Consider the following 13159-nt stretch of genomic DNA (forward strand, 5'->3'; position numbering starts at 1 on the left):
ATGACCTCCCAGCACAGGCAGATCGCGGCGGATGGCCCGACCCGTTTTGCACGGGCGGTCGCCCTGCTGTTGTCGCTCGGCTCCGCAGCCCTTGCCGCGACCCTTTTGGCCGAGGCTGCGGCGCGGGATGGGTTCAGCGGCTGGGACGGCCTCCGCGCCCTGCTCGTTTTCGCCACCACCGCTTGGTTAGCTTGGGGCGCGTCGCTGGCGCTGATCGGGCTTTTCGGCGGCAGATCGACGCCGCCCCGCCCCGCGCTTGAGGCACCGCAGCCGCGCACGGTGATCGCGGTGCCCATCTGCAACGAAGACCCACTCACCACCTTTGCCCGCATCGCCGCGATTGACCGCTCCGTCGCCCGGGCCGGGGTTACGGCGGATTTCGTCGTTCTGTCGGACACCCGCGATGACGCGCTGGCCGGGAAAGAGCAATTCGCCTTCGCCCGCCTGCTGCGCGAGACCGAGGGCCAAGGCCGCATCTTCTACCGCAGGCGGCAGGACAACGCGGGCCGCAAGGCGGGCAATATCGAAGAGTTCATTCGCAGCTACGGCGGGGCCTATGACTTTGCCGTGATCCTTGACGCCGACAGTCTGATGGAGGGCGAGACGATCCGCGCCATGATCGCGCGGATGCAGGCCGATCCGGATTTGGGGCTGCTGCAAACCCTGCCCAAGATCATCGGCGCGCGGTCTTTCTTTGGCCGCGCCTTGCAGTTCGCCTCGTGGTTCCACGGGCCGATCTTCACCCGTGGCCTTGCCCGGATGCAGGGGGCGACGGGGCCGTTTTGGGGCCATAACGCAATCATCCGCGTCCGCGCCTTTGCCGAAAGCTGTGGCCTGCCCGAACTCTCAGGCCCGCCACCCTTGGGCGGGCATATCCTGAGCCACGATTATGTCGAGGCGGCCTTGCTCGCCCGCGCGGGTTGGAAGGTCGAGGTGGATGAGACCTTGGGCGGCTCCTTTGAGGAGGGCCCCGAAAACGTCCTCTCCTTCGCGCGGCGCGAGCGGCGCTGGTGCCAAGGCAACCTGCAACATGCGCGACTGATCTTTGCGCCCGGCTTGGCGGGGTGGAGCCGCTTCGTCTTTCTGCAGAATGTGACCGCCTATGTGGTCTCGCTTCTCTGGGCGGCCTTTCTGATCACCTCGGCGATCAGCACGCTCTACGCGCCGCCGCCGGAGTATTTCCCCGGCCCCTATCAGCTTTTCCCCGTCTTCCCCGATACCAGCGCACGCGAGATCACGCTGCTGGCCTTGGGCGTGCTGGGGCTGTTGGTGGTGCCAAAGCTGCTGATCCTGATCCATGCGCTTCTGACCGACCGAGCGCACGACTTTGGCCGCGCTTTGCGGATGGCGCTGTCGGTGCTGACCGAGATCGTGCTGACCACGCTTCTGGCACCTTTGATGCTGCTCTACCACAGTCGCGCGGTGATGCAGGTCCTCTCGGGCCAAGACGGCGGCTGGCCCGCCAACCAACGGAACGAGGGCCAATTGAGCTTGGCCGATGGCTGGGCGGCGGGCCGGTGGATCGTGTTCATCGGCGCGGTGATCCTCGCGGCGGTGCAATGGATCGCGCCCGATCTGACCGTCTGGCTGCTGCCCGTCGCGGTCCCGATGCTGCTGGCCCCACTGCTCATCGCTTGGACCTCCCGCCCCCTGCCCCGCGGGCTTTTCGCCGTGCCCGAGGATGCCGCGCCGCGCGATGTCGTCGCGGAATACGACAGTATCTGCGATGTTTGGCGGCTTACGTGGAATGACGAACATCTGATGCCAGAACCCAAAGCGGCGGATCTGCCCCATGCCACCGCCTAACACAGGGCTATCGCCCGCCGCTCGGGCTGCCGGCGCGGTTCCCAAATCCGCCCGCGATCCGCGCATCGACCTGTTTCGCGGGCTGGCGCTGGTCATGATTTTCATCAACCACGTCCCGGGCAACCCCTATGAGGCCCTGACCATCCGCAACCTCGGTTTCGCCGACGCGGCGGAGGCGTTCTTTCTCATGTCCGGCATCGCCGCAGGCTTGGCCTATACGCCTCGTTTCATCGCGCGAGGCAGGGTTCGCCACGGCCTCTGGCGCGCCATCGCGCCCCTGTGGAAACGGGCGTGGTCGCTTTATGTGGTGCAACTTCTGCTCTCAGCAGTGGCCTTGGCCATCTTCGCCGCCGCCTTCCAGATCACCACAGAGGCCGCCTTCCTGACCAAGATCAACATGCGCCAGGTCTTCCAAAACCCGACCCAGAGCGTGATCGGCATTCCGCTTTTGACGCATCAGTTCGGCTATGTGAACATCCTGCCCGCCTATTCCGTTTTGCTGGTCTGCGCCCCGGCGGCGATCATGCTGGGGCTGCGCTGGCCGCGCCTGCTTCTCGCGCTGTCCTTGGTGCTTTGGCTGCTGACGGGTGTCTTCCGGCTGAACCTGCCGAACTACCCCAACCCGGGCGGCTGGTTCTTTAACCCCTTCGCATGGCAAGCGATCTTTGTCTGCGGGCTGCTGGTGGGCCTGAGCCAACGGCAGGGCTATCGTTTTTTCCCGCGGTCGAAGGCGCTGTTCTGGCTGTCCGCCGCCGTCCTGCTGGGCGTCCTCGCATGGCGCTATGTGCCGGGTTTGGGCCGTTTTCTGAACCTGCAAATGCATCATCTGAGAGAGGCCGGGGTGCCCTTCAACATCACTTCGCATGACAAGACCTATCTCTCCGCCCCGCGGTTCGTTCATATCTTGGCCCTGGGATATTTCCTGTCACAGTTGCAGATCGTCACCCGCCTTTCGGCCCATGCCGTGGCCAGCCCCTTCCGGCTGCTCGGTCGGCATGGTCTGCTGGTCTTTGCCAGCGGCACCGTTCTGGCGCTGATCTGTCAGGTTGCGATGATGGCGCGGCCCGAAGCGCAGTGGATGCCGTGGGTTCTACCTGTTGTCGGAACGGCGACGCTCTATGGCATCGCTTGGATTGCAGAGACCTCGCGGCAGGTCCTTGCCGCATCGGCCGACCCCAAACCCGCACCTGCCTCGCTTAAAGCCCCAACCGTCGAAGCCGCCCCGTAGCCTTCACCAACGCCGATCGTCGCGGCGCCCCCATTTGCGCCACGCAAGCCATGCAAGCCCCAGCCCGCCCGCGATCAGCGCCATGTGCCCCGGGCGAATGCCGCGCCCGGTGGCGGTGTTTTCGCCCGGATGGTAGCGCGGGTCGAGCAAGCGGGTATTGGCGAGAAAACCACCGACGACAGTCTCGCTGCCCCGGAACACCGCCCGCAGGCCACGGCCCTTCTTGCGGTTCAAGGTTTCGATGGTCCCGATCATCGACTTCTTCTCTTCTATCACCTCGGCCACACGTTCGAGCGGCAGGCCGAGGTGTTCGGCAATCAAGCGGGTTCTGAACCCTTCGATCACCTCTGCGGGGTGTTCGATCGCCACGTCACACTCGGTATCAAACCCCATGGAACGGTTGTTGAGGTTGCTGGAGCCGAGGCGCAAAAGATGATCGTCGATGATCATGATCTTCGCATGAACATAGATCGGCTCCCCCTCCTCGGTGACGGGGAAATAGATGCGAAAACGGTTCTGGTGATCCGCGCGTTTCAGCTCTTCGACGAGCCGCTCACGCAGCACATGCATGGCGTCATCTTCCAACTGGGATTCCGCATCGCGCGGGTTGATGATGACGACCTCCGGCCCGTCCTCTTCGGCCAATCGCGCCCTGAGCGCATCGCAAACCGAGGCGGCGGCGAGGTATTGCGATTCAATATAAATATAGTCACGCGCTGATTGGATCCCCGCGATATAGAGGCGTTCGATCTCATTGATCAACGGCTCTTCGTCAAAAGGCGGCTCGGTCCGGGCGATGCCCACCTCGACGCCTTCGGCATCAATCGGCAGGTCTTCGGGCCATTCGGACATGGGCGCATCATCAGGTCGCGCGATCTCATCCCCCGTGGCGCGGAACCAACGCCGACGCGAAAGCTCACCCAAGGCGGCGGCGGCGGGGCCGGACATGGCCGAGGTCGCGTCATGCCAAGGGTCAGAGGGCGTGCCATCCTTGCGCAGGCGGCGCGGGTCGTGCGGCAGGTGGTCGGGCGTGTCCCACCGGTCTTCGGTCGCGTCGATCCCGCCGCAAAAGGCCAGAGCATCGTCGGCCACGACGATCTTTTGGTGGTGGCAGGCGCCGAAGGGGTGATGGCCGTCTAACGCGAAGTGAATCCGGTCGCCGCCGAATAGGCTGAGCGCCAGCGAGGGCACCAATCGCCCCGGCGCGGCCAGCACGGCGCCATTCCATTTGAGCAGATAGACATTCAGTTCCGGCCTCCGCTCCACCACCGCCTCGACAAAGGCGCCAAGCTGGTTGGGATAGCCGTCGGGTGCGTTGCCGTCTTCGTCACTTTCGCCCGGCAGCATCTCAAGCTCGAAATCGAAATCCCAGCCGATCAGCATCAACTGCTGCCGCGCCCCGAGGAAAATCTCGCGCAGGACCCGGAAATAATCCGCCGCATCGACAATAAGGCCAAACCGCTCGGCCCGGGCGACGCGCCATGTGGTCTTGTCATTGAACAGGCTTTGGCTGTTCGCCCCTTGGGTCGACTCCGCGTGGTTCGCCTTTGCCATATCCAAATCGCCCTGCACGTTTTCGCCCCTTTCCACTCAATCCTACATGACTAAACGCCCATTGTAGCGCGAAGTTGCATCGATGCGTAAATATCGGGCAGGCTCAGACCGGTTGCGCCTCAGACAGCTCGGCCTGAAGCCGGGCTTCTTCGGCGGCTTTGGGCGTGGTGAACCGCGCCAGCAGGAAATAGGCGACGGGGGTGAGATAGAGGGTCGAAAGCGTGGCCATGCCCAGCCCCCCGACGATCACCCAGCCAAGCGCCTCGCGCGCCTCGGCCCCCGCGCCCGCCGAGAGGATCAACGGCACGCCGCCCAAGACGGTCGAAGTCATCGTCATCATCACCGGACGCAGGCGGATGGTGGAAGCGCCAAAGATCGCCTCGTGGATATCCGCCCCCTGATCGCGCAATTGGTTGGCGAACTCGACGATCAAAATCCCGTTCTTGGCCATGATCCCGATCAGCATGACCAGCCCGATCTGACTGTAGACATTGAGGCTCTGCCCCGTCATCAGCAGCGCGAAGATCGCGCAGGCCAGCCCCAAAGGCACCGTGGCCATCACCACGATGGCAGATATGAAGCTTTCGAACTGCGCGGCGAGGACAAGGAAAACCACGAGGATCGCAAAGCCGAAGGTCACGAGAAGCCCCGAACTGGTTTGATCCAAGGCGGCGGCCTCGGCCAGCGGCACGATCAGGTTTTCATCCTCCAACACCTCTTGCCCGACCGCGCGCACCTGTTCCAACGCATCGCCCAGTGACAGGCCCGGCGTCAGCCCAGCGGAAATCTCGACCGAGCGGTTCTGCCCTTCGCGGTCCAACTCGGGCGCGACGGCGCGTTCTTCGAGGGTCACGAAACTTGCCAGCGAAATCATCTGCCCGTTGCCCGATTGGACAAAGACGTTCTCAAGGTCGCGCGGGTCGTTCACCGGGTCCGAGGTCGACAGCATCTGCACGCCATAGCTGGTGTCGTCGATAAAGACCGATGCCACCTCGCGCCCGTCGAGCATGGCCTGCAAAGCCTGCCCCAGCCCGGTGATATCGACGCCGAGGTCAGCGGCCAGCGTCCGGTCGATCTGCACGAAAAGCTGCGGTTGCGTGCGTTCATATTCCAGCCGCACCTGCCCCATCGCAGGGTTCGTGCTCAGCCGGTCGACCATCGCCTGCGCGACCAGCGACAGTTGTTCGTAATTATTCCCGGTGATCGCGAAAGACAGCCCCCGCCCCGCGCCGCGAATGCCGAGGGAGTTGGGCTGGATCGCGAAGGCCCGCACGCCCACGATGCCGCGCAGCTTGCCGTTGATCTCGCCCACTATCTCATCTTGGCTGCGCGCGCGGTCTTCCCATCCGGCGAGCGTGAACACCATGAAACCCCGATTGTCCGCGCCAAACCCGGTGATGGAGAAGATATTCGTCACCTCTCCGGCCTCTTGCAGCGGGGTGATCAGGTCTTCGATCTCGCGCATCTTGCTTTGGGTATAATCAAGCGAGACGCCCTGCGGGGCCGAGACGCTGAGCAGGGCCACGGCGCGATCTTCGCGCGGGGTCAGCTCTTGCCGGATCTCGCCCGAAACCAGCACCGCCGTCAGCGCGACGAAGGCCGCGATCAGCACAACGACATAGGGCATCGCCAGCGCCCATCTAAGCGTCGCCGCATAGGCGCGGTACAGCAGGTTGCCAAGCCACACGACAGGGCCGCGCGGGTTCTCAGCCGCGGGTTTGGTCAGCAGGCGGCTCGCTAAGACCGGGCAAAGGCTGAGCGCCACGACCGAGGACAGCATCACCGCGATGGCGAGGGTAAAGCCAAACTCCCGAAACAGCCCGCCCGCCTGTCCGGGCAGGAACGACAGCGGGATAAAGACCGCCGCCAGCGTGGCCGTGGTAGTGACGACCGCAAAGAAGACCTGAGACGTGCCCAGCACCGCCGCCGCGCGCGACCCCATGCCCGCCGCCCGTTGGCGCACGATATTCTCCAGCACCACAATCGCATCATCCACGACCATCCCGGTGGCCAGAACCAGCGCCAGAAGGGTCAGGATATTGATCGAAAAGCCCACCAGATAGATCGCCGCCAAAGTGCCGATCAGCGCCACCGGTAGGGTCAGCGCCGGGATCAGCGTGGCGCGGAAATCGCGCAGGAAGACAAAGATCACCGCCACCACGATGCCCACGGCAAAGGTCAGCGTTGAGAGCACCTCGCGGATCGAGCCTGAGATAAAGGTCGCATCGTCCGAGGTCACGAAAATCCGCACGTCCTCGGGCAGGGTCTCGTTCAATTCCCCCACCACGGCACGCACATCGCGCGAGATCTCAAGCGTGTTCGACGTGGCCTGCCGGATGATGCCGATGCCAAGGCCCAATTGCCCATTGGCACGCAGGATCGTCTCCCCTTCGGCGGGGCCGAGCGTGACGCTGGCGACATCGCCGAGCCGGACGTTCTGCTTGATCTCCATCGCCTCGAACGCCTGTGTGGTAACGACGCTGGCCGTGGTGCGCACGTTGATCGACTGACGGTCGCCCGCCAGATCGCCCGCGGGCGCGTCATAGGCCACGTCGGCTAAGGCGCGCTGGATATCGCCTAGGGTGAGGCCCCGGCTGGCCAGTTCCAACTGATCGATATCGACGCGGAAAAACGGCTCGCGGTCGCCGTAGACCTGCAAATCCGCCACACCGTTGACCGAGATCAGCCGATCTTCGACGCGGTCCTGCACCAGTTTGGTCAACTCCTCCGGCGAGCGGCCCATGGAGGTCACGGCGATGCGCATGACCGGTTGGGCGTTGGCATCGGCCTTGACAATCTGCGGCTGGTCGGCCCCTTCGGGCAATTGGTTCACGATCCGCGCCACCGCATCGCGCACATCGGTCGCGGCCACATCGATATCGGTGCTGTCGTTGAACTCCAAGGTGACCCGGCTGCGCCCGAAGCGCGAGTTCGATGAGATCGCCCGCACGCCCGAGACCCGGCCCACGGCCCCTTCGATCCGCCCCGTGAGCTCCTGATCGACGGATTCCGGGGAGGCGCCCGAGAAGGTCGTGGTGACCGTGACCACGGGCCGGTCGACATTGGGCAGTTCGCGGACCTCCGCGCCAAAAAGCGCGGCGATGCCCGCCAGCACGATCAGCGCGTTGAGCACGAAGGCGAGGATCGGGCGGCGCACGAAAAGCGCGGTGCCTGAGGCGGTGCTCGCGGGCGGCGTGGCGTCTTCGGTCGGGGCGGCGCTCATAGGGTTGTCTTCTCAGTCGGGGCGGCATCTGACTGCACGCTGCCCGCGCGGTTGACCTCACGCACCTCGCCGCCTTCGCGCAGGGTTTGCACGCCTTCGGTCACCACCACATCATCGGCGGTCAGATCATCCGACAGGACGAGCACCGAATTGCTGTTGCGCTGCGCGATCTCGACCGCGACCTGATGCGCCTTGCCCTCCCGTACCGTCCAGACAAACGGCCCGTCCGAGGACCATTGCACCGCCAGCGGCGGGATCGCCAGATAGGGGTCGCCGACAAAGGTCAAGCTGACCGAAAAGGCCATGCCAGCGCGCAGCTGGTCGCCTTCGTTCGGCACGCGGCCCTGCACCAGAAGCGTGCGGCTGGCACGGTCGATCACGCTGTCGATGGCGCTGACTTCGCCCGTCAGGGTCAAATCGCGCATGCCAAGCGGGGTGACGGTGATTTCCTTGCCCAAGGAGAGCTTGCTCACCACCCGTTCAGGCACGCGGAAATCGATCAGGATCTCACTGCGGTCGGTGATAGTGGCGAGTTGATCCTGCGCATTGACGCGGTCGCCTTCTTCGATATCGGTGATCCCCACCCAACCCGAAATCGGCGCGAGGATGCGGCGTTGCGACAGATCGAACTGCGCTTGGCTGAGCGCAAGCTCGGCGCTTTGCAGGGCCAGTTCCGTCTCGCGCAGGCGCACTTCGCTGACCGCGCCGGTGTTTTGCAACCGCTCCACGCGGTCTTGCTCGGTCTGGGCGTTTTCAAGCTGCAATTCGGCTTGCTTCAGGGCGATCTGCTCGGCCTCATTCTCCAACAGGGCCACAACTGTGCCCGCCTCGATCAACTGCCCGGCGGGCAGGTTGAGATCAGTGATGACCCCTACGGCGTTGGAACGCAGCGTGACGGAGCGGCGCGCGCGCCCGTCGCCAATGGCGGTGATCCGGTCGGCCAAAGTCTCTTCGCTGACCGCGGCGGTGACGACCAGCGACGGCCCGCCGCCGCCCCAGCCCCTGCCAGAGGATTGTGGCGCCTCCGCGACCTCCTCGATCCCCAAAAGATCGAGCAGACCGGTCTCCGCCACATAGGGGCGGGAGGCGGGGACATAGGTTAACATCGCGTAGAGACCCGCAACGAGAACCAGCAGAAATACGAAAAATTGGCGCAGGGCTTTCACGGGGGATGCGCTTTCAAAATATGTTACGAGGCGCATAATTGAGCATCGGCCCCAAAAAGGCACGTCAATTCTGCTTGATCAATGGCTGGGCATTCCCCGAAGGGGCCGCTGGCTGCTAGCACTATGGCGCGGAAGCCTGCCCGGTGGAAGGGCAATGGGGTTGATCACTAGAAATTCCGTTTCCGCCGCACATATTCTGGCCCTAGCCGGATCAAAGACCAAGGGGACATCATGCGCGCGACGGTTCTACCACTGGCGACACTGCTACTGGGCTTTTCGCTTTTGCAGATGAGCAACGGGTTGCAGGGCACGCTTTTGGCCGTGCGCGCGGGGCTTGAAGGGTTTGGCGGGGCGACCACCGGCCTTATCATGTCGGGCTTTTTCGCGGGGCTGAGCGTGGGCTCCTTCGTGGCACCGCGGCTGATCAGCGGGGTGGGCCATATCCGCACCTTTGCAGCACTCGCCTCTGTCGCCTCCGCCGCGGCGCTGATGCATTTGGCTTTCATCGACCCTTGGGTCTGGATCGCCGTGCGCTGCCTCACCGGCTTTGCCTTTGCCGGGTTGATCATCGTGACGGAAAGCTGGCTCAACGCCTCTGTCAGTTCCGCGCAGCGGGGCAAATTGCTCGCGGTCTACGGCATGGTCGGCATGGCCTCAGGTGCAGCGGGGCAGTTCCTGCTGAACCTCGGGGATCCGGCTGAGTTCATCCTCTTCGTGCTTGTCTCCATCGTGATGTCGCTGTCGCTGGTGCCAATTTCGCTTAGCCGTGTGGAGGGGCCGCGCTCGGAAGGCGCGCAGGAGCCGCCATCGCTGCGCCGCCTGTGGGGGCTGTCGCCCTACGGCGCGGTCAGCGCGGGGCTGGTCGGTGCCTCTATCGGGACGTTCTACGGGCTGGCACCGCTTTTCGCGCAGGAGATGGGCTATACCCAATCGCGCATCGCCCTGCTGATCGCGGCCTTCACCATCGGCGGGCTGATGCTGCAATTCCCGTTGGGCTGGGTTTCCGACCGGATGAGCCGCCGGGGCTTGGGCGTCGGACTGGCTGTGGCGGGCGGTGCTTTGATGATGCTGACCCTGCCGATCCCCGCGCCTTCGGGGTCGATGCTGCTGGTGCTGGGCTTTGCCATTGGCGGGCTGGTTCTGCCCGCGCAATCCATCGTCATCGCCCATGTCAACGACCGCGCCCCCGGCTCGGCGGTGGTGGCCGTCTCGGGCGGGCTGGTGCTGATGCAGGGGATTGGCGCCGCGATCGGGCCGCTGCTGGCGGGTGTGCTGCTGGATACACTCGGGCCGCGCGGCCTGCCGCTGGCGCTTGGCGGTTTTCAGTTGACCATCGTGGCATGGGGGCTGCTGCGCATGACCCTGCGCAGCGATCCCGAAACCCAAGAACGCCACGCGGCACCGCCGCTGACCCCCAACTTTGTCGAAGGCGAGCTGAGCCGCGAGGAATAGCGCGGCTTAGCTCTGGGGCCAGCTCTCCGGCACGTTGCTGCGCAGCTCTTCCAGCCACGGAGTGGCGACAGAATCCGACGGCGCGCGCCAGTCCCCGCGCGGCGACAATGCCCCCCCGGCGCTGACCTTAGGCCCATTCGGCAGAGCCGAGCGTTTGAACTGGCTGGTGGCGAAGAAGCGGTGCAGAAATTTTTCGAGCCAGTGGCGGATGGTCTCCAGATCATAGGCGTTGCGTTTGCCCTGCGGAAAGCCCTCAGGCCAGCGCCCCGCCTCGACATCATGCCAAGCGTGCCACGCCAGAAAGGCCACCTTTGACGGGGCAAGCCCGTAGCGCATGGTGTGGAAGAGGAAGAAGTCGTTCAGCTCATAGGGGCCGATCATCGACTCCGTGCTTTGAATCTCTTCATCCTCGCCCGCGGGCACCAGTTCGGGCGAGATTTCGGTGTCGAGAATGGCTTGCAGAACCTTGTCCGTCTCAGCGTCGAACTGGCCCGAACGGGTGGCCCAACGGATGAGATATTGGATCAGCGTTTTCGGAACGCCGGTGTTCACGGCATAGTGGCTCATCTGGTCGCCCACGCCATAGGTGCACCAGCCAAGCGCCAATTCGCTCAGATCGCCGGTGCCGATGACAAAGCCCTGCCGCTGGTTGGCGAGCCGGAAGAGATAATCGGTGCGCAGCCCGGCTTGGACGTTTTCAAAGGTGATGTCATAGACCGGCTCCCCGTCCGAGAAGGGATGATCCATATCCTCAAGCATCTGGCGCGCGGCGGGGCGAATGTCGATCTCATCCGCGGTGATGCCCATGGCCTGCATCAATTTCCACGCGTTGGATTTGGTGCCCTCGGAGGTGGCGAAACCGGGCATGGTAAAGCCGAGGATCCGGTCGCGCGGGATGCCCATACGGTCACAGGCTTTCGCCGCCACGATCAGCGCATGGGTCGAATCCAGCCCGCCGGAAATGCCGATGACCATGGTCTTGCCCTTGGTCGCCTCAAAGCGGCGGCGCAGCCCTTCGACCTGAATGTTGAACGCCTCGTAGCAGTCTTGGTCGAGATGGCTTTCGCGGTTCGGCACATAGGGGAAACGGCGCACGGGGCGGATCAGACCGGCGTTTTCGTGATGCGGCTGATGGGCAAAGGTCACCCGGCGGAATTCCGGCGCCCGGTGCCGCGCGGCATCATGGAAACTGCCCGTCCGCATCCGCTCGGACTGGATACGCCCGCAATCCACATCGGCAATGGTCAGTTCCGGCTCCAGCGGGAAACGGGTGGATTCGGCCAGAAGATCGCCCAACTCATGGATCATCCCCTGCCCGTCCCACGCCAGATCGGTTGTGCTTTCCCCCGGCCCGGCGGCGGAGTACACATAGGCCGCAAAGGCGCGCATGGATTGCGACCGGCACAGCAAGTGACGGTCAGAGGATTTGCCGATCACGATGTTGGACGCTGACAGATTGGCGAGGATCAAGGCGCCCCCAAGCGCGGCATCCGCCGAGGGCGGCGCAGGCGTCCAGAGGTCTTCGCAAATCTCGGCATGGAAGATCAGACCGGGCAGATCCGTCGCCTCGAAAATCAGGTCATCGCCAAAGGGCACACGGCGGCCTGCGACGGTGATTTCTCCGCCGGTGTCACGGCCATGGGCGAACCAGCGTTTCTCATAGAACTCGCGGTAATTGGGCAGGTAGGATTTCGGCACCACGCCCAGCACCTGCCCGCGTGAAATGGCGATGGCGCAATTGTAAAGCCGCCCCTCGCGGCGCAGTGGCGCGCCGAGCAGGATCACGGGGGTCATCTGGGCGCTGGCCTCGATCAGGTCGCCAAGCGCCTCTTCCACCGCCGTCAGCAGCGCATCCTGCATGTGCAGATCGTCGATGGCGTAGGACGAGAGTGACAGTTCGGGGCAAACCAGCAAATCCACCCGCGCCGCATCGGCCCGGCGCATTTCGTCCAACAGGCTGTCGCGGTTGAAAGCCACATCGGCGGGCCGCACATGGGGCGTGCAGGTCGCCACCCGGACAAAGCCATGACGGTGGTAGGCGGTAAAGGCGGCGGCTTGGCTCTTGCTCACGTCAGGCTCTCCTCCAACATATCCAAAATCGTTTCAAGGCATCGCTGCCGGATCGCATCCCTGCCAATGGCTCCAAAGGACTCGGCCCGATGAACCGTGTTACACCCCTCGCGTGCAAGCGCAAAATGCACAAGCCCCTCTTCATCCTCGGCGCTGCCCGGCCCGGCAAACCCGGTGGTAGAGACGGCGATCTGCGCGCCGGAACGGTGCTGCGCGCCTTCGGCCATGGCAATCGCCACGGGGCACGAAACCGCACCGCAGCGGTCCAAAAGCGCCCGATCGACGCCCAACAGCTCATGCTTGGATTGATCCGTATAGGTGACGAAACCCCGCTCGAACGCATGGGAGCACCCTTCGATATCCGTGAGCAACGCGGCGACCAGCCCGCCGGTGCAGCTTTCCGCCGTGGCGATGTGAATGTCGCGATCGCAAAGCGCTCCCAAAACGGATTTCGCGCGATCTGCGATGTCGGGCTGCGCTAGGGGGTCACTGTTCTGCATCTTCGCTCCGCAAATTGGTGCCTTGTTAAGCAAAACCCCCGCAGGCCGCCGTGGTTCCTTGCGTTGACCCGCCGCAAACCGCCTGCTTAACATTGCAAGAAACCGAAACGCACCTCTGCATATGGGACCGAAGCGATGATTGATTTCTACACATGGACCA

At 64.1% G+C, this 13159-nt stretch carries 8 protein-coding genes; 3 read left to right on the forward strand and 5 right to left on the reverse strand.

Annotated features, from left to right (window positions below; all coding sequences use genetic code 11):
• Positions 1 to 1806: a glucans biosynthesis glucosyltransferase MdoH gene (mdoH, locus tag ACGYLD_RS14075; protein WP_276154040.1), complete on the forward strand. Its 1806-nt coding sequence runs from the start codon at positions 1 to 3 to the stop codon at positions 1804 to 1806.
• Positions 1793 to 3034, forward strand: coding sequence for an OpgC family protein (locus ACGYLD_RS14080; protein ID WP_394402901.1), 1242 nt, complete (start codon positions 1793 to 1795; stop codon positions 3032 to 3034). The genes mdoH and ACGYLD_RS14080 overlap by 14 nt, the downstream gene beginning before the upstream one ends.
• 3 nt (positions 3035 to 3037) lie before the next feature.
• On the opposite strand, the gene ACGYLD_RS14085 is transcribed toward ACGYLD_RS14080, so the two are convergent.
• The 3 genes from ACGYLD_RS14085 to ACGYLD_RS14095 form a co-directional block, all read right to left on the reverse strand.
• On the reverse strand, positions 3038 to 4606 hold the full coding sequence (locus ACGYLD_RS14085; protein ID WP_394402903.1) for a phospholipase D-like domain-containing protein: 1569 nt from the start codon (positions 4604 to 4606) through the stop codon (positions 3038 to 3040).
• Between the two features lie 85 nt (positions 4607 to 4691).
• On the reverse strand, positions 4692 to 7811 hold the full coding sequence (locus ACGYLD_RS14090) for an efflux RND transporter permease subunit (RefSeq protein WP_271694033.1): 3120 nt from the start codon (positions 7809 to 7811) through the stop codon (positions 4692 to 4694).
• Positions 7808 to 8977 (reverse strand): efflux RND transporter periplasmic adaptor subunit, encoded by a 1170-nt coding sequence (locus ACGYLD_RS14095; RefSeq protein ID WP_271694034.1) that lies wholly within the window; start codon positions 8975 to 8977, stop codon positions 7808 to 7810. The genes ACGYLD_RS14090 and ACGYLD_RS14095 overlap by 4 nt, the downstream gene beginning before the upstream one ends.
• 231 nt (positions 8978 to 9208) lie before the next feature.
• On the opposite strand from ACGYLD_RS14095, the gene ACGYLD_RS14100 reads away from it, so the two are divergent.
• Positions 9209 to 10429: an MFS transporter gene (locus ACGYLD_RS14100; protein ID WP_271694035.1), complete on the forward strand. Its 1221-nt coding sequence runs from the start codon at positions 9209 to 9211 to the stop codon at positions 10427 to 10429.
• Between the two features lie 6 nt (positions 10430 to 10435).
• On the opposite strand, the gene ACGYLD_RS14105 is transcribed toward ACGYLD_RS14100, so the two are convergent.
• Both ACGYLD_RS14105 and ACGYLD_RS14110 read right to left on the reverse strand, forming a co-directional pair.
• Complete coding sequence (locus ACGYLD_RS14105) at positions 10436 to 12499, reverse strand: NAD(+) synthase (RefSeq protein WP_271694036.1); 2064 nt, start codon at positions 12497 to 12499, stop codon at positions 10436 to 10438.
• On the reverse strand, positions 12496 to 12999 hold the full coding sequence (locus tag ACGYLD_RS14110) for a CinA family protein (RefSeq protein ID WP_271694037.1): 504 nt from the start codon (positions 12997 to 12999) through the stop codon (positions 12496 to 12498). Before ACGYLD_RS14110 ends, ACGYLD_RS14105 begins: the two co-directional genes overlap by 4 nt.
• Positions 13000 to 13159 lie beyond the last annotated feature (160 nt).

Origin of the sequence: Sulfitobacter sp. 1A12056, from assembly GCF_043558125.1 — a bacterium.
Lineage (GTDB): Bacteria > Pseudomonadota > Alphaproteobacteria > Rhodobacterales > Rhodobacteraceae > Sulfitobacter > Sulfitobacter faviae.